Raw genomic sequence first — 15,814 nt, forward strand, 5'->3', positions numbered from 1 at the left:
CCTATTTCAAGGAGAACGATCATGGGTCGTCTTGCTTTGTTTCTACTCACTGCCTGCCTGAGCGTCACCGCCATGGGCGCCGAAGCCATCAAGGGCGAGCGCCAGGAAACCTTCGGCGACGTGACGGTGCACTACAACACCTTCAACTCCACCTACCTGACCCCGGACATTGCCAAGTCCGCCGAACTGATCCGCAGCAAGAACCAGGGCGTGATCAACATCTCGGTGCTCAAGGAAGGCAAGCCACTGATGGCCCAGGTGAGCGGTTCGGTCAAAGACCTGACCAGCCAGACGGTGCCACTGCAGTTCAAACAGATCACCGAACAAGGCGCGATCTACTACATCGCGCAATATCCGGTGGATCAGCAGGAAGTCCGCACCTTCGACATCAAGGTGCAGACCGGTGACAAAATCAACACCATCAATTTCAACCAAGAGCTCTTCCCTGGCCAATGATCAACTTCACGCAACTCGTATTGGCCAGCCATAACGCCGGCAAACTCAAGGAACTCCAGGCCATGCTCGGCGAGTCGGTGCATCTGCGCTCGATCGGCGAGTTCAGCAGCGTCGAGCCTGAGGAAACCGGCCTGTCGTTCGTCGAGAACGCCATCCTCAAGGCCCGTAATGCCGCACGCATTTCCGGATTGCCGGCACTGGCCGACGATTCCGGGCTGGCCGTGGACTTCCTCGGCGGTGCGCCGGGTATCTACTCGGCGCGTTATGCCGACGGCAAGGGCGATGCGGCGAACAACGCCAAGCTCCTCGACGTGCTGAAAGACGTGCCTGAAGCCGAGCGCGGGGCGCAGTTCGTCTGCGTGCTGGCACTGGTACGTCACGCCGACGATCCGTTGCCGATCCTCTGCGAAGGTTTGTGGCACGGGCGAATCCTGACCCAGGCCAGCGGCGAACACGGTTTTGGCTACGACCCGCTGTTCTGGGTGCCGGAGCGCGATTGCTCCAGCGCCGAACTGAGTCCTGCCGACAAGAACCAGATCAGCCACCGCGCCCGTGCAATGGATCTGCTGCGCCAGCGTCTGGGCTTGAAATGACCCGTGAATCATCCGCGTCGCCGCTGATCTTCGGCGGCGATGCTTCATCGTCCCGGGCGGCACTGCCTGTGTTGCCGCCCCTGGCGCTGTACATCCACATCCCGTGGTGTGTGCGCAAATGCCCTTATTGCGACTTCAACTCCCACACCGCCAGCCCTGTGCTGCCGGAAGAAGAGTATGTCGACGCGTTGCTGGCCGATCTCGACCAGGACCTGCACGCCGTCTATGGCCGTGAATTGAGTTCGATCTTCTTTGGTGGCGGCACGCCGAGCCTGTTCAGTGCCGATTCCCTGGGTCGCCTGCTCAAAGGCGTCGAACAACGCATCCCCTTTGCCAGCGACATCGAAATCACGCTGGAGGCCAATCCGGGTACGTTCGAGCAAGACAAGTTCGTGGCGTACCGGAAACTGGGGATCAATCGCCTGTCGATCGGCATCCAGAGTTTCCAGCAGGAAAAACTCCAGGCCCTGGGCCGGATTCACAACGGCGACGAAGCCGTACGCGCCGCCGGCATGGCGCGGCAGGCCGGTTTCGATAACTTCAACCTGGACTTGATGCATGGCTTGCCGAATCAGTCCCTGGACGATGCCTTGGCCGACCTGCGCACAGCCATCGCCCTGAAACCGACACACCTGTCGTGGTATCAACTGACCCTGGAACCGAACACGGTGTTCTGGAACCAGCCGCCGACACTGCCGGAAGACGACACGCTGTGGGACATCCAGGAGGCCGGGCAAGCGCTGCTGGCCGAACACGGTTACGCACAGTACGAAGTCTCGGCCTATGCCCTGCCCGGTCGCCCGGCGCGCCACAACCTCAATTACTGGAGTTTTGGCGACTTCATCGGCATCGGTGCCGGCGCCCACGGCAAGCTCAGCCACCCGGACGGGCGCATTGTCCGCACCTGGAAAACCCGCCTGCCGAAGGATTACCTGAATCCGGCGAAAAGCTTCCGGGCCGGCGAGAAGGCGCTGGGCAACGATGAAATGCCGTTCGAATTCCTGATGAACGCGCTGCGCCTGACTGAAGGCGTCGAATCGCGGCTGTACCCTGAACGTACCGGCATGCCCCTGGAAAGCCTTGCTGAAGGTCGCCGTGAAGCCGAACAAAGCGGCCTGTTGCAGGTCGAACCGTCACGCCTGGTAGCCACGATGCGCGGACAACTCTTCCTCAACGACTTGCTGCAGAAATTTCTGACATAAGGAAATCGAATGGATTTGGTACTCGACCTGCTTGCCACCGTATCTCGCTGGAGCCGCAGCAACCTCTCGGAAATCGCCCTGGCCCTGGTGGGCTGCCTGCTGGTGTTGTTTGGTGCGGATTTCAAAGGCTGGGTCGAGCAGCGCCTGGGCAGCATCGCCGGCGCCTTGCGCGTACCACTGATGGCCCTGCTGTGCATGATCGGTAGCGGTGCAGCGCTGATCTATGCCACGCCATGGGTCGTACGCGGCTTGAGCCAATTCAACAACTACAGCCTGGCGCCGGTATTGTTGGTGGTGCTGGTACTCATCGGCGTAGTAGCTGACCGCCGCTGATCTCAAGCCACACACAAAACAAATGTGGGAGCGGGCTTGCTCGCGAATGCGGTGTATCAGACAACATTAATGTCGACTGACACGACGCCTTCGCGAGCAAGCCCGCTCCCACAGTTTGTATTGAGTACAGTTTAAGACTGTTTCTCGAACTTCAAATCCCACACGCCATGCCCAAGACGTTCGCCACGGCGTTCGAACTTGGTGATCGGGCGCTCGGCCGGGCGCGGTACGCACTTGCCGTCTTCGGCCAGGTTGCGATAACCCGGGGCGACGTTCATCACTTCCAGCATGTATTCGGCGTACGGCTCCCAGTCGGTGGCCATGTGCAGAATGCCGCCGACCTTCAACTTGCTGCGTACCAGCTCGGCGAAGGACGCCTGGACGATACGGCGCTTGTGGTGGCGGCTCTTGTGCCACGGATCCGGGAAAAACAGCATCAGGCGATCAAGGCTGTTATCGGCCACGCAGCGGTTGAGCACTTCGATCGCATCGCAATCGTAGACCCGCAGGTTGGTCAGGCCCTGGGTCAACACGCCATTGAGCAGCGCCCCGACACCCGGACGGTGCACTTCTACACCGATGAAGTCCTGGTCCGGCGCAGCCGCTGCCATTTCCAGCAACGAATGGCCCATGCCAAAACCGATTTCCAGCGAGCGCGGTGCCGAGCGACCGAACACCTGGTCGAAATCCACCGGTGCGTCGGCCAGCGGCAGCACGAACAGGGGCGCGCCCTGCTCCAGGCCGCGTTGCTGGCCTTCGGTCATGCGCCCGGCGCGCATCACGAAACTCTTGATGCGGCGGTGTTGGCGCTCGTCGCCTTCTTCCGTCTGGATTGGCGTGTCGTTCGATTCAGTCATCAATGGCTCTTACTTGATCAGACCATCCAGCGGCGAAGAGGCGCTGGCATAGAGTTTTTTCGGCATACGGCCGGCGAGGTAAGCCAGGCGGCCTGCGACGATCGCATGTTTCATGGCTTCAGCCATCATGACCGGCTGCTGAGCGTGGGCGATGGCCGAGTTCATCAGCACCGCATCACAACCCAATTCCATGGCGATGGTGGCGTCGGAAGCGGTACCGACGCCGGCATCCACCAGCACCGGAATTTTGGCTTCTTCGAGGATGATCTGCAGGTTGTACGGATTGCAGATCCCCAGACCCGAACCGATCAGACCGGCCAGCGGCATCACCGCGATGCAGCCGATTTCCGCCAACTGACGGGCGATGATCGGATCATCACTGGTGTAGACCATCACGTCGAAGCCTTCCTTGACCAGCGTTTCGGCGGCCTTGAGGGTTTCGATCACGTTGGGGAACAGGGTTTTCTGATCGGCCAGCACTTCCAGCTTCACCAGGTTGTGGCCGTCGAGCAGTTCACGGGCCAGGCGGCAGGTGCGCACGGCTTCGATGGCGTCGTAGCAACCGGCGGTGTTCGGCAGGAAGGTGTAGCGATCCGGCGACAGCACTTCGAGCAGGTTCGGCTCGCCCTCGATCTGACCGAGGTTGGTGCGGCGCACGGCGAAGGTGACGATCTCGGCACCCGAGGCTTCGATGGCCAGGCGGGTTTCTTCCATGTCACGGTACTTGCCGGTACCGACCAGCAAACGCGACTGGTAAGTACGACCGGCCAGGACGAAAGGCTTGTCGCTGCGAACGATGCTCATGGGAAATCCTCTGTAGGGGTGAGGTACTTGCAGAATTCTGTGGCCACTCGGCCGAGACTACTAGCCGCCGCCGATGGCGTGCACCACTTCGACGTTGTCGCCGTCGTTCAACGTGGTGTCTGCATGCTGGCTGCGCGGGACAATATCCAGATTGAGCTCGACCGCCACCCGGCGTCCGGTCAGGTCCAGACGGGTCAGCAGGGCCGCAACGGTCTCACCGTCGGGCAGTTCAAAGGATTCGCCGTTCAACTGAATGCGCATGCCGGATGCCGCCATCATTTTTTGGGGCAGGCATTCTAGCCCGATCAGTCAGGCCGACCCAAGCCATTCGTCTTGAAATGCGATTCGTGCATTTCATGTAGGAGCTGCCGCAGGCTGCGATCTTTTGCCTTTTGTTTTTTAAGATCAAAAGATCGCAGCCTACGGCAGCTCCTACATGAGGTCGTATTCCGGATCAGGTCAGGCGCCAGGCGGCGAGGCCCAGGCAGAGCCAGCCGACCAGGAATGCCAGACCGCCGAAAGGCGTGATGATGCCGAGCTTGCTGATGCCGGTCAGCGTCAATACATACAGGCTGCCGGAGAACAGCAGGATGCCAATGGCAAACGATGCACCGGCCCAGATGGCGAGTCGACCGGGAATTTGCGTGGCCAGCGCTGCGATACCGAGCAACGCCAGGGCGTGCACCAGTTGATAGGTGACCCCCGTGTGGAAGATCGCCAGGTACTCGGCGCTCAGGCGGCTCTTCAGGCCATGGGCGGCAAAGGCGCCAAGACCGACACCAGTGAAACCGAAAAAAGCGGCCAGCATCAGAAAGCCACGCAGCATGCAGAACTCCAGTCAGTTTCGATCCAAAGGGTCTGTATAATGGCCCGCTCAACGGGTTCGGCCAAGCCATCTCTATGCTGCGTATCTATTTCCGTCATTTCTCGAAGGCCGTGCTCTGGTTCATGGGCGGCAGCGTATTGCTGGTGCTGATCTTTCGCGTGGTGCCGCCTCCGGGGACGGCGCTGATGGTCGAGCGCAAGATCGAATCCTGGTTTGACGGCGAACCCATCGACCTGCAACGGAGCTGGAAACCCTGGGACGAGATCTCCGACGACCTGAAAGTCGCGGTGATTGCCGGCGAAGACCAGAAATTCCCGGAGCACTGGGGCTTCGATATCGGCGCGATTCAAGCGGCGTTTGCCCATAACGAGCGCGGCGGTTCGATCCGTGGCGCCAGCACCCTGAGCCAGCAAGTCTCGAAAAACCTGTTCCTGTGGTCTGGCCGCAGCTGGCTGCGCAAAGGCCTGGAAGCCTGGTTCACCGGACTGATCGAAGTGTTCTGGCCCAAGCAGCGAATTCTTGAGGTGTACCTGAATAGCGTTGAGTGGGATGACGGGGTGTTTGGCGCGGAGGCTGCGGCACGGCATCATTTTGGTGTGAGCGCCAGGAACCTCAGCCGTCAGCAATCGAGCTTGTTGGCTGCGGTACTGCCCAACCCTCGTGTGTGGAGTGCGAGCCACCCGACCGCTTACGTGGCGCGACGTGCAGGCTGGATTCGGCGCCAGATGAGCCAACTGGGTGGCGACAGCTATCTGGTCGGGCTGAACGATTCGCGTCGGGCGCCTTGGTCCCAGTGATTCCCAAGATCAAAAGATCGCAGCCTTCGGCAGCTCCTACAGGGGATCGCGTAACCCTGTAGGAGCTGCCGAAGGCTGCGATCTTTTGCCCCCAAAACAAAACGCCCCGATCAATGATCGGGGCGTTTTGTTTGATCGCCAGTTACGCAGCGATCGACAACTTGAGCTTGTTCATCGCGCTCTTCTCAAGCTGACGAATACGCTCGGCCGACACGTTGTACTTCTGCGCCAGGTCGTGCAGCGTGGCTTTTTCCTCCGCCAGCCAGCGCTGGTAGAGAATGTCACGGCTACGGTCGTCCAGCACTTCCAGCGCTTCGTGCAGGTTGTGGTTGGAGTTGTCGCTCCAGTCGGCGTCTTCCAGTTGACGCGCCGGGTCATACCGGTGGTCTTCCAGATAGTTGGCCGGCGACTGGAATGCACTGTCGTCGTCCGCTTCGGCAGCCGGGTCGAAGGCCATGTCGTGGCCAGTCAGGCGGCTTTCCATCTCGCGCACTTCCCGTGGCTCTACGCCCAGGCTTTCAGCGACGCGATGAACTTCCTCGTTGTTCAACCAGGCCAGGCGTTTTTTCTGGCTGCGCAGGTTGAAGAACAGCTTGCGCTGGGCCTTGGTGGTCGCGACTTTCACGATGCGCCAGTTGCGCAGGATGAACTCGTGGATTTCCGCCTTGATCCAGTGCACGGCAAAGGACACCAGGCGCACGCCCATTTCCGGGTTGAAGCGTTTAACAGCCTTCATCAGGCCGACGTTGCCTTCCTGAATCAGGTCAGCCTGAGCCAGGCCGTAGCCGGAATAGCTACGGGCGATATGTACAACAAAACGCAGGTGGGCGAGCACCATCTGCCGAGCCGCCCCCAAATCCTGCTCATAATAGAGACTCTCGGCCAGTTCACGCTCCTGCTCCGGCGACAGCAATGGAATGCTGTTGACGGTGTGCACATAGGCCTCCAGGTTCGCACCCGGGACCAGAGCATATGCAGGTTGCAAAGAATTGGTCATACGAAAAAACCTCCGACTTACAAACTCGTGCAGTTCAGCACTGCGAAAATTGACCGGAAACCGAAAGACAAGTTCCCTAAAACCCATAAACGCTGAAAGGTCAATACGAGCAAAATGATACTACTTAGGCGCAAGCTCCCTCAGGTGGCGTGCGACTGCAATCCATGCACCGATATACCCCAACAGCACCGCGCCAAGCAAGAGAGACAGACCGTCGGCAACTGGCACTCCAGCCAGCGCAAAATCACTGCCGTACAAACCGGCCAGCCCTACCACCGCGTCGTTCAGCCAATCAAGGCCGAACGCAAGCACGCCCCAGGACAGAATCCCCGCACCGAAGCCATACAGCGCACCCATATACAGAAAGGGCCTGCGTACATAGCTGTCAGTGCCGCCGACCAGTTTAATCACTTCTATCTCTGTGCGGCGGTTTTCAATATGAAGACGAATGGTATTGCCTATCACCAAAAGTAATGCAGAAACCAGAAGCACGGTCAGACCGAAGACAAAACGGTCACCCAGCTTGAGGATGGCTGCCAGACGCTCGACCCAGACTAAATCAAGTTGCGCCTGTTGTACCTTCGGCAGCTCGGATAGTTTTTGTCTTAATGCTTCAAGGGCCGGCTTGTCGACTTCGGTCGGCGTTACCAACACCACGCCTGGCAACGGGTTCTCCGGCAATTCCTTGAGCGCCTCGCCCAGCCCCGACTGTTGCTGGAACTCTTCCAGCGCCTGATCCCGGCCAACGTATTCGGCGTCGGCGACGCCCGGCATGCCCTTGATCTGATCGCGCAGCGATTCGCCTTCGGCCGGTTTGGCCTCAAGGTCCAGATACAGGGAAATCTGCGCCGCGCGCTGCCAGGAACCACCCAGGCGCTCGACGTTACTTAGCAAAAGTGACAGCCCCATGGGCAAGCTCAGGGCCACCGCCATCACCATGCAGGTGAAAAAGCTGCCGATGGGCTGCTTGCCCAGGCGACGCAGGCTGTCGACCATGCTGGCGCGATGGCTTTCGATCCAGGCACGGAACAACGTGGCGAAGTCCGGCCCGTCGTCATCGTCGTGTTTTTTCTTTTGCGGCTGCGGATCGGCGGCTTTCGGGGCCACGCGCTCGGAAACCTTGGGGCTGCGTGTCGCACTCATACCGCGGCCTCCCCGTCACCGATCAATCGACCGCGTTGCAGCGTCAGCATGCGGTGGCGCATGCGGGCGATCAGGGCCAGGTCGTGACTGGCGATCAGCACGCTGGTACCCAGGCGATTGATATCTTCGAACACACCCATGATCTCGGCGGCCAGACGCGGGTCGAGGTTACCTGTCGGTTCGTCCGCCAGCAGCAAGGCCGGGCGATGGACGATGGCGCGGGCGATGCCGACGCGCTGCTGCTGGCCAGTGGACAGGTCGCCTGGGTACAGATCGGTTTTATCCGACAGCGCCACACGCTCCAGTGCCGAGTCCACGCGCTTGGCGATCTCGGCCTTGGACAGCCCGAGGATCTGCAAAGGCAACGCGACGTTATTGAACACCGTGCGATCGAACAACAACTGGTGATTCTGGAACACCACGCCGATCTGCCGACGCAGGAAAGGAATCTGTGCGTTGCTGATGGTGCTCAGGTCTTGCCCGGCGAGCAGCAACTTGCCGCTGGTCGGGCGCTCCATGGCCAGCAACAGGCGCAACAGCGTGGATTTACCGGCGCCGGAATGGCCGGTGACAAACAAGAACTCGCCACGACGGACTCGAAAGCTCAGCTCATGCAAGCCGACGTGACCGTTCGGGTAGCGCTTACCGACCTGTTCGAAACGAATCATGAACGCTCCCGCTCGGCAAACAATGCCTGGACAAAGGGTTCTGCTTCAAAGGTACGCAAATCGTCGATGCCTTCGCCGACGCCAATGTAGCGGATCGGCAGGCCGAATTGCTTGGCCAGGGCGAAAATCACCCCGCCTTTGGCGGTGCCGTCGAGCTTGGTCAGCGCCAGGCCGGTCAGTTCGACGGTCTGGTTGAATTGCTTGGCCTGGTTGATGGCGTTCTGGCCGGTGCCAGCGTCAAGCACCAGGAGCACTTCGTGAGGTGCGTCGGCGTCGAGCTTGCCGATGACGCGGCGAACCTTTTTCAGTTCTTCCATCAGGTTGTCTTTGGTGTGCAGGCGGCCGGCGGTGTCGGCGATCAGCACATCGATGCCACGGGCCTTGGCGGCCTGCACGGCGTCGAAGATCACCGAAGCCGAGTCGGCGCCAGTATGCTGGGCGATCACCGGGATCTTGTTGCGCTCGCCCCAGACCTGCAACTGCTCTACCGCCGCCGCACGGAAGGTGTCGCCGGCGGCGAGCATGACTTTCTTGCCTTCCAGCTGCAGTTTCTTCGCCAGCTTGCCGATGGTGGTGGTCTTGCCGGCACCGTTGACGCCGACGACCAGAATCACGAACGGCTTGTTCTGCGAGGCGATTTTCAGCGGCTGCTCGACAGGTTTGAGCATCGCGGCCAGTTCGGCTTGCAGGGATTTGTACAGGGCGTCGGCGTCGGCCAGCTCCTTGCGCGCAACCTTCTGCGTCAGACGCTGAATGATCACCGAGGTGGCTTCGACACCGACGTCGGCGGTCAGCAAACGGGTTTCGAGGTCCTCGAGCAGTTCGTCATCAATAACCTTCTTGCCCAGGAACAGGCTGGCCATGCCTTCGCCGATACTGGCGCTGGTCTTGGACAGGCCCTGCTTGAGGCGGGCGAAGAAACCGGCTTTGGTTTCTTCCGTGCGTGCGGGTTCTACCGGGGTTTCGACGGGCGTCGCGATCGGCGCAGGAATCGGAGCGGGTGCCGGTGTTTGAGCAACTGGAGCAACCGGAGCAACCGGAGCAACCGGAGCAACGAATACCGGAACCTCTGGCTGGCTGACAACGGGAACAGGCTCGGCCACGACGACGGGTTCAACCATCGCTTCGACCACAGGCGCATGAACCGGTGCAGGCGCAAACGCTGCCGGGGCCGGGGCCGGGGCCGGAATCGGCGGGGTCACATGGGGAGCCAGGTCATTTTCGACCAACGCCACGGGCTCTTCGGCCACCGGCAGGGTCAACCACGGTTCGGTCGTCGGGGCCAGCGGCTGTTCGGTGACGGGTTCGGGAGCGGCTTCAACCTTGGGTTGCAGCAACGGCTCGGCAATCGGCAGAGCAACCGGTGCGGGCGCTTCTTCTATTACCGGGACCGGCGTCGGCGCGGGCTCAGGAATGGCTTGTGGCTGTTCGACGACGGGTTCCTGCGGCTTTTTGCGCAGCCATCCGAACAGGCTTTTTTTCTCGCCAGCCGCAGCTGGGGTCTTCTTGTCGTCGTTGGAACCAAACATGGAGGACGGCTATCTCACGGTAGCGACGCGCCAATGGCGCCCCGGCAAATAAATAATCGATGCAGAACAGACTGTGTTTCACCCAGCTTGTTCACGCGCAACATTTTGTCGAGGTGCTCAATGGCACCTCAAAGGTCGACTAATACGAAGGACTGGAACGGCATCGTCGGCGAAAACGCAGAGTTTAGCTGACAAACTCAAAGTTTCTGCCGGTAACCCATACAACCCGCAGGCCAATCAAAGGCCTGATAGGCGTGGCCGCCAGTAAAACGGATCAGTATCCTAGCACCCTCTCGCCCGCTGACGCTAAGAACAAGCGGGCAGCCCCAAAGGTTTGAAAACGAATGAATGCTCTTGCCCGCCGCGCCGCAGGCCTGCTGCTCAGCACAGTTTGCCTGCCCCTTTCGGCCCTGGCTGCCGACCCGCAACCCACCCACGAATTCACTCTCGACAACGGCTTGAAGGTGGTCGTGCGCGAAGACCATCGCGCACCCGTTGTCGTTTCCCAGGTCTGGTACAAGGTCGGCTCCAGCTACGAGACGCCGGGCAATACCGGCCTGTCCCACGCTCTGGAACATATGATGTTCAAGGGCAGCGAGAAGGTCGGCCCCGGTGAAGCCTCGCTGATCCTGCGCGACCTCGGCGCCGAAGAGAACGCATTCACCAGCGACGACTTCACCGCGTACTACCAGGTGCTGGCCCGGGATCGCCTGGGCGTGGCCTTCGAACTGGAAGCCGACCGCATGGCCAGCCTGCGCCTGCCGGCCGACGAGTTCGCCAAGGAAATCGAGGTCATCAAGGAAGAACGTCGCCTGCGCACCGACGACAAGCCGATGTCCAAAGCCTATGAGCGCTTCAAGGCCATGGCTTACCCGGCCAGCGGCTATCACACGCCGACCATCGGCTGGATGGCCGATCTTGAGCGGATGAAGGTCGAAGAACTGCGCAACTGGTACCAGACCTGGTACGTGCCGAACAACGCCACGCTGGTGGTGGTCGGCGACGTGACGCCGGACGAAGTCAAGGCTCTGGCCCAACGCTATTTCGGCCCGATCGCCAAGCGTGATGTGCCGGCCGCGAAAAAGCCGCTGGAACTGGCCGAACCGGGCGAGCGCCAGATCACCCTGCATGTGCAAACTCAACTGCCCAGCCTGATGCTCGCCTTCAACGTGCCAAGCATTGCCACCGCCGAAGACAAACGCCTGGTCAATGCCCTGCGCCTGATCTCGGCGCTGCTCGATGGCGGCTACAGCGGGCGCATCCCGACGCAACTGGAGCGCGGAGAAGAACTGGTGTCCGGCGGCTCGTCGAGTTACGACGCCTACACACGTGGCGACAGCCTGTTCACCCTGTCTGCATCGCCAAACACACAGAAACACAAGACCATCGCCCAGGCCGAAGCCGGATTGTGGAAGCTGCTCGATCAGTTGAAAACCACTGCGCCGACGGCCGAAGAGCTAGAACGGGTTCGCGCACAAGTCATCGCCGGCCTGGTCTACGAGCGCGACTCGATCACCAGCCAGGCCACCGCCATCGGCCAACTGGAAACCGTCGGCCTGTCGTGGCAACTGATGGACACCGAACTGGCCGACCTGGAAAGCGTGACCCCGGAAGATATCCAGAAAGCCGCCAAGCTGTATTTCACCCGCGAACGTCTCAGCGTTGCCCATGTACTGCCTCTGGAGACGACTCATGAGTGAGCGTAAACCCTCCCGCCTGGCCCTGATCGGGCTGATCGCTGCCGCCGTTATCGGCTCTGCCGCGTTCTATCTGTCGCGCTCCGGCGAAACCAGTGCCAGTGAAGCCCTGGACAAAGCCAAGGCCAGCCAGAAACTGCAATCGCTGACCGAACTCAACGGCAAGGCGCCGGACCACCGCAAGCTGGACGTGCAGACCTGGAACACGGCCGAAGGCACCAAGGTGCTGTTCGTCGAAGCCCATGAGCTGCCGATGTTCGACATGCGCCTGATCTTCGCCGCCGGCAGCAGCCAGGATGGCGATGCACCAGGCCTGGCGCTTCTGACCAACGCCATGCTCAACGAAGGCGTGGCCGGCAAGGACGTCGGCGCCATTGCCCAGGGCTTCGAAGGCCTGGGCGCCGATTTCGGCAACGGTGCTTACAAAGACATGGCAATCGCTTCACTGCGCAGCCTGAGTGCCAAGGACAAGCGCGAGCCGGCCCTGAAGCTGTTCGCCGAAGTCATCGGCAAACCGACCTTCCCGGCTGACTCACTGCTGCGCATCAAGAACCAGATGCTCGCCGGTTTCGAATACCAGAAACAGAACCCCGGCAAGCTGGCGAGCCTGGAACTGATGAACCGCTTGTACGGTGATCACCCGTACGCGCATTCCAGCGACGGCACGGCGAAAAGCGTACCGGCGATCACTCAGGCACAACTGCGTGCTTTCCACGAGAAAGCCTACGCAGCGGGTAACGTGGTGATCGCACTGGTCGGCGACCTGTCCCGCGTGGAAGCCGAAGCAATTGCCGAGCAGGTTTCCGCCGCCCTGCCCAAAGGTCCGGCGCTGCCAAAAATCGCGCAGCCGACTGAGCCGAAGGCGAGTATCGGCCACATAGAGTTCCCGTCCAAGCAGACCAACCTGTTGCTCGCGCAGTTGGGCATCGATCGCGACGATCCGGACTACGCGGCGTTGTCCATGGGTAACCAGATTCTCGGTGGCGGCGGTTTCGGCACCCGGTTGATGAGCGAAGTGCGCGAGAAGCGTGGCCTGACTTACGGCGTGTATTCGGGCTTTACCCCGATGCAGGTGCGCGGCCCGTTCATGATCAACCTGCAGACCCGCGCAGAGATGAGCGAAGGCACCCTGAAACTGGTGCAGGACGTCCTGGCCGACTACCTTGAAACCGGCCCGACCGAAAAGGAACTCGACGACGCCAAGCGCGAACTGGCCGGCAGTTTCCCGCTGTCCACCGCCAGCAACGCCGATATCGTCGGCCAACTGGGCGCCATCGGTTTCTACAACCTGCCGTTGAGCCACCTGGAAGAATTCATGCAGCAGTCCCAGGCCTTGACCGTCGAACAGGTCAAAGCCGCCATGAACAAACACCTGGGCACGGACAAAATGGTCATCGTCAGCGCTGGCCCGACCGTGCCGCAAAAGCCGTTACCGGCCCCTACTGATAAACCTTCCGAGCAGCCGCTCGGGGTTCCGGAGCATTAATGGCCAGTCCCAAGAAACCCGCCAAAAACGTCCATAACGGTGTGAACCAGTTGCGCATCATCGGTGGCGAATGGCGCAGCCGCAAACTGAGCTTCCCCGACGCCCCGGGCCTGCGCCCGACACCGGACCGCGTACGTGAAACCCTGTTCAACTGGCTCGCGCCTTACGTGCCGGGCGCCAAGGTGCTCGACCCGTTCACCGGCAGCGGCGCGTTGTTCCTCGAAGCCCTGTCCCGTGGCGCGGCCATGGGCCAGGCGCTGGACGCCAGCAGTATCGCGGTGTCCAGCCTGAAGGAGCACCTGGGCACCCTGAGGTGCACCAACGGCCAGGTCCAGACCGCCGACGCCCTGCGCTATCTGGAAACCCAGACCGCAACGGCCTATGACCTGGTGTTCCTCGACCCGCCGTTCAACCAGAACCTGCTGCCCGCCGTTTGCAAGTTGCTCGAAGAGCGTCAATGGCTGGCCGAAGATGCCTGGGTGTACACCGAAAGCGAATCCGCACCGTCGACCCTGGGCCTGCCGGACAATTGGCGCCTGCACCGCGAGCAGAAATCCGGGCGGGTCTACTATGCGTTGTGGCATCGACTCACTGAAAAATCTTCTTGAAATCACCTGGGCGGGTCAACAGCCTGCCCAGTTACCGCTCGCGGCTTCGGTCTAAAATCGCAACACATCTGAAGTGGCTTGATCCTACCTCTTTGATCATCGTGTACGAGCGAAATAATTCGCATGGATGCAATGAACAATTAATGGATGATCAAACCAATGACCGAACTACCCGCTCCCCCCACAAGAGAGTTCACCCTCGACAATGGCCTGAAAGTCATCGTTCGCGAGGATCGCCGCAAATCTGAGGTAGGACTGATGTTGTCTTATTTCACAGGTCCCGACCTTGAATGCCCTGAAGATTTCGGGATCAGTCGCATCCTTCTAGACGCGCTGCTGTATGAATATGACACCGACTTCCTCGAAGAAATCGGAGCTACTTATTACAGCGCCGGCGGGGACAACTTTCACCTTAACCAGTTGCTGACACCCAGCAATCATCTGGAGTTTGCCCTCAATACTCTGTCCACCACAATGAGTGCAAAACTTTCTGATGAAATGCTGCGTCACACTCTGGATATCAATATCCTGGACAGCAAGGAAAAGTCATCGTTTGTTTCGGCTGTGAGTTACAGCCCGGAATTTGAAGCCTTGATCGACATGGGCAGTCTGTACTACAGAGCCCCTGAAGCGCTTACAGCCAACCTCGAACGACTGTCCCTCGAACAAATACGGCATTGGTACCAAAGTTGGTATGCGCCAAACAATGCCGTGTTGGTAGTGGTTGGCGATATTCAATTAAATGAAGTAAAACTTCTGATCGAGAACTGTTTCGGGGCAAATATCAGGCGCGATATACCATTCAGGCCTTTTGTGCATGCACCTCCAGCACCCGGATATCGCCAAATGACCCAGCATTTGGATAGCAAATACCCGTTAATGCTGATCGCATTCAACACGCCGGGATTGATAACTACCGCCGGCGCAGAATCCCACCGGGCATTGCAGGTATTGGGCTCTCTACTTGAGGGCACTATTCCAACCCGCTTGGCAACATTCGGGAAGAACCGCTCTAAATTAACATCGACGACGTCTGGATATTCGCGATTCAGTAACCGATTTATCATTGCATTCTACTTCGAAGGTGATCCATCTGAGGCTGAAGCTGATCTTTTGAAGTTGCTGGAAGAGGTGAAACGCGAGCCTTTCTCCGCTGAGGAAATCGAGCCTGCCATCACGAAACAATGCACCGAGATACAGCAACGCCTCGACACCCTTGAGGGGCAGTCGGGCCAAATCACCGCCTTAATCCTATCAGGCCAACCGTGGCAGTTAATTGACCTTAAAGTAGCGCAGCTACAGAGTGTCACCCCGGACGATGTCCATCGGACTGCCAACGCCTGCCTCACCCGAGAGTGCGCCAGTGTTGCTTATGTGTTGCCCCTCGCCGAAAAAGAAACCGAAGCAACCAAAGCCTCGGAATAGACCACAGGTCCTTCTGTGCATCACCGGCCCAGCGCTCCCAGGCGCGCCGGGCGCCCCCAACCTGTTGCCGAGCAGCGACCACTCCAGCGCAAGCGAAGACCTGGGCGAAAGCGGCGGCGCGCTGTTCCTCGAAGCCCTGTCCCGTGGCGCGTCAATGGCTGGCCGAAGATGCCTGGGTGTACACCGAAAGCGAAACCGCACCGTCGACCCTGGGCCTACCGGACAATTGGCGCCGGCACCGCGAGAAGAAATCCGGGCGGGTTTATTATTCGCTTTGGCAGCGCAACGCTGTCCTGTCCGCATAGCCAACTTCGGGTGAGCATCAACTCACCCGATTAATCCTCAAACGTCGTAATGAGAAATATATTTACGCTAGATAGATATATAACTGGT

General features: G+C 59.9%; 17 protein-coding genes and 1 pseudogene. 10 read left to right on the plus strand and 8 right to left on the minus strand.

The window, feature by feature from the left end; all coding sequences use genetic code 11:
• The first annotated feature begins 21 nt into the window (after positions 1–21).
• The 4 genes from C9422_RS02790 to C9422_RS02805 are packed head-to-tail and all read left to right on the plus strand — an operon-like array spanning position 22 to position 2,584.
• Positions 22–456, plus strand: coding sequence for a DUF4426 domain-containing protein (locus C9422_RS02790; protein ID WP_007975397.1), 435 nt, complete (start codon positions 22–24; stop codon positions 454–456).
• The gene (rdgB, locus tag C9422_RS02795) at positions 453–1,049 is read left to right on the plus strand and encodes an RdgB/HAM1 family non-canonical purine NTP pyrophosphatase (RefSeq protein ID WP_007975395.1); all 597 of its coding nucleotides are present in this window, start codon (positions 453–455) and stop codon (positions 1,047–1,049) included. The genes C9422_RS02790 and rdgB overlap by 4 nt, the downstream gene beginning before the upstream one ends.
• Positions 1,046–2,251: a radical SAM family heme chaperone HemW gene (hemW, locus tag C9422_RS02800; protein ID WP_116579632.1), complete on the plus strand. Its 1,206-nt coding sequence runs from the start codon at positions 1,046–1,048 to the stop codon at positions 2,249–2,251. Before rdgB ends, hemW begins: the two co-directional genes overlap by 4 nt.
• 9 nt (positions 2,252–2,260) lie before the next feature.
• Positions 2,261–2,584: a DUF3392 domain-containing protein gene (locus C9422_RS02805; RefSeq protein ID WP_007975393.1), complete on the plus strand. Its 324-nt coding sequence runs from the start codon at positions 2,261–2,263 to the stop codon at positions 2,582–2,584.
• 131 nt (positions 2,585–2,715) lie between these two features.
• Here C9422_RS02805 and trmB read toward each other — a convergent pair whose 3' ends face one another.
• From trmB to C9422_RS02830, 4 genes are all read right to left on the minus strand, one after another.
• Entirely contained in the window at positions 2,716–3,441 is a 726-nt protein-coding gene (trmB, locus tag C9422_RS02815) for a tRNA (guanosine(46)-N7)-methyltransferase TrmB (RefSeq protein ID WP_085716366.1), read from the minus strand.
• 9 nt (positions 3,442–3,450) lie between these two features.
• On the minus strand, positions 3,451–4,245 hold the full coding sequence (locus tag C9422_RS02820) for a thiazole synthase (protein WP_007975390.1): 795 nt from the start codon (positions 4,243–4,245) through the stop codon (positions 3,451–3,453).
• A 60-nt stretch (positions 4,246–4,305) separates the two neighbouring features.
• Entirely contained in the window at positions 4,306–4,506 is a 201-nt protein-coding gene (gene thiS, locus C9422_RS02825; RefSeq protein ID WP_007953386.1) for a sulfur carrier protein ThiS, read from the minus strand.
• A 193-nt stretch (positions 4,507–4,699) separates the two neighbouring features.
• Positions 4,700–5,071 (minus strand): DUF423 domain-containing protein, encoded by a 372-nt coding sequence (locus C9422_RS02830; protein WP_116579633.1) that lies wholly within the window; start codon positions 5,069–5,071, stop codon positions 4,700–4,702.
• A 74-nt stretch (positions 5,072–5,145) separates the two neighbouring features.
• Between C9422_RS02830 and mtgA the strand changes: the two genes are divergently transcribed.
• Entirely contained in the window at positions 5,146–5,868 is a 723-nt protein-coding gene (gene mtgA, locus C9422_RS02835) for a monofunctional biosynthetic peptidoglycan transglycosylase (RefSeq protein ID WP_116579634.1), read from the plus strand.
• A 142-nt stretch (positions 5,869–6,010) separates the two neighbouring features.
• On the opposite strand, the gene rpoH is transcribed toward mtgA, so the two are convergent.
• The 4 genes from rpoH to ftsY all read right to left on the minus strand — a co-directional run bounded on the left by rpoH (position 6,011) and on the right by ftsY (position 10,205).
• Positions 6,011–6,865: an RNA polymerase sigma factor RpoH gene (gene rpoH / locus C9422_RS02840; RefSeq protein WP_007975386.1), complete on the minus strand. Its 855-nt coding sequence runs from the start codon at positions 6,863–6,865 to the stop codon at positions 6,011–6,013.
• Between the two features lie 120 nt (positions 6,866–6,985).
• A complete protein-coding gene (gene ftsX, locus C9422_RS02845) occupies positions 6,986–8,008 on the minus strand; it encodes a permease-like cell division protein FtsX (protein ID WP_095964214.1) in 1,023 nt (340 codons plus the stop codon).
• Entirely contained in the window at positions 8,005–8,676 is a 672-nt protein-coding gene (gene ftsE / locus C9422_RS02850; RefSeq protein ID WP_007975383.1) for a cell division ATP-binding protein FtsE, read from the minus strand. Before ftsE ends, ftsX begins: the two co-directional genes overlap by 4 nt.
• Entirely contained in the window at positions 8,673–10,205 is a 1,533-nt protein-coding gene (ftsY, locus tag C9422_RS02855; RefSeq protein ID WP_116579635.1) for a signal recognition particle-docking protein FtsY, read from the minus strand. Before ftsY ends, ftsE begins: the two co-directional genes overlap by 4 nt.
• 344 nt (positions 10,206–10,549) lie before the next feature.
• On the opposite strand from ftsY, the gene C9422_RS02865 reads away from it, so the two are divergent.
• The 5 genes and pseudogenes from C9422_RS02865 to C9422_RS02885 all read left to right on the plus strand — a co-directional run.
• Positions 10,550–11,905 (plus strand): pitrilysin family protein, encoded by a 1,356-nt coding sequence (locus C9422_RS02865; RefSeq protein ID WP_007975381.1) that lies wholly within the window; start codon positions 10,550–10,552, stop codon positions 11,903–11,905.
• Positions 11,898–13,388: a pitrilysin family protein gene (locus C9422_RS02870; RefSeq protein WP_116579636.1), complete on the plus strand. Its 1,491-nt coding sequence runs from the start codon at positions 11,898–11,900 to the stop codon at positions 13,386–13,388. The genes C9422_RS02865 and C9422_RS02870 overlap by 8 nt, the downstream gene beginning before the upstream one ends.
• The gene (rsmD, locus tag C9422_RS02875; protein ID WP_116579637.1) at positions 13,388–13,996 is read left to right on the plus strand and encodes a 16S rRNA (guanine(966)-N(2))-methyltransferase RsmD; all 609 of its coding nucleotides are present in this window, start codon (positions 13,388–13,390) and stop codon (positions 13,994–13,996) included. Before C9422_RS02870 ends, rsmD begins: the two co-directional genes overlap by 1 nt.
• A gap of 159 nt (positions 13,997–14,155) precedes the next feature.
• Positions 14,156–15,421, plus strand: a complete 1,266-nt coding sequence (locus C9422_RS02880) for a pitrilysin family protein (protein ID WP_165824747.1) — start codon at positions 14,156–14,158, stop codon at positions 15,419–15,421.
• Between the two features lie 149 nt (positions 15,422–15,570).
• Positions 15,571–15,726, plus strand: a pseudogene (locus C9422_RS02885) (RsmD family RNA methyltransferase); the annotation flags it as partial.
• Between the last annotated feature and the right edge of the window lie 88 nt (positions 15,727–15,814).

This window comes from Pseudomonas sp. B1(2018) (assembly GCF_003097365.1).
GTDB classification, from domain to species: domain Bacteria; phylum Pseudomonadota; class Gammaproteobacteria; order Pseudomonadales; family Pseudomonadaceae; genus Aquipseudomonas; species Aquipseudomonas laurylsulfatiphila.

Bases quoted from the DNA above. Each gene is read 5' to 3' on its own strand.
- trmB (WP_085716366.1), bottom strand. From the start codon at position 3,441: ATGACTGAATCGAACGACACGCCAATCCAGACGGAAGAAGGCGACGAG.
- rpoH (WP_007975386.1), bottom strand. From the start codon at position 6,865: ATGACCAATTCTTTGCAACCTGCATATGCTCTGGTCCCGGGTGCGAAC.
- rsmD (WP_116579637.1), top strand. From the start codon at position 13,388: ATGGCCAGTCCCAAGAAACCCGCCAAAAACGTCCATAACGGTGTGAAC.
- C9422_RS02865 (WP_007975381.1), top strand. From the start codon at position 10,550: ATGAATGCTCTTGCCCGCCGCGCCGCAGGCCTGCTGCTCAGCACAGTT.
- C9422_RS02790 (WP_007975397.1), top strand. From the start codon at position 22: ATGGGTCGTCTTGCTTTGTTTCTACTCACTGCCTGCCTGAGCGTCACC.
- C9422_RS02870 (WP_116579636.1), top strand. From the start codon at position 11,898: ATGAGTGAGCGTAAACCCTCCCGCCTGGCCCTGATCGGGCTGATCGCT.
- C9422_RS02805 (WP_007975393.1), top strand. From the start codon at position 2,261: ATGGATTTGGTACTCGACCTGCTTGCCACCGTATCTCGCTGGAGCCGC.
- ftsE (WP_007975383.1), bottom strand. From the start codon at position 8,676: ATGATTCGTTTCGAACAGGTCGGTAAGCGCTACCCGAACGGTCACGTC.
- rdgB (WP_007975395.1), top strand. From the start codon at position 453: ATGATCAACTTCACGCAACTCGTATTGGCCAGCCATAACGCCGGCAAA.
- ftsY (WP_116579635.1), bottom strand. From the start codon at position 10,205: ATGTTTGGTTCCAACGACGACAAGAAGACCCCAGCTGCGGCTGGCGAG.
- C9422_RS02820 (WP_007975390.1), bottom strand. From the start codon at position 4,245: ATGAGCATCGTTCGCAGCGACAAGCCTTTCGTCCTGGCCGGTCGTACT.
- C9422_RS02830 (WP_116579633.1), bottom strand. From the start codon at position 5,071: ATGCTGCGTGGCTTTCTGATGCTGGCCGCTTTTTTCGGTTTCACTGGT.
- mtgA (WP_116579634.1), top strand. From the start codon at position 5,146: ATGCTGCGTATCTATTTCCGTCATTTCTCGAAGGCCGTGCTCTGGTTC.
- hemW (WP_116579632.1), top strand. From the start codon at position 1,046: ATGACCCGTGAATCATCCGCGTCGCCGCTGATCTTCGGCGGCGATGCT.
- thiS (WP_007953386.1), bottom strand. From the start codon at position 4,506: ATGCGCATTCAGTTGAACGGCGAATCCTTTGAACTGCCCGACGGTGAG.
- ftsX (WP_095964214.1), bottom strand. From the start codon at position 8,008: ATGAGTGCGACACGCAGCCCCAAGGTTTCCGAGCGCGTGGCCCCGAAA.
- C9422_RS02880 (WP_165824747.1), top strand. From the start codon at position 14,156: ATGACCGAACTACCCGCTCCCCCCACAAGAGAGTTCACCCTCGACAAT.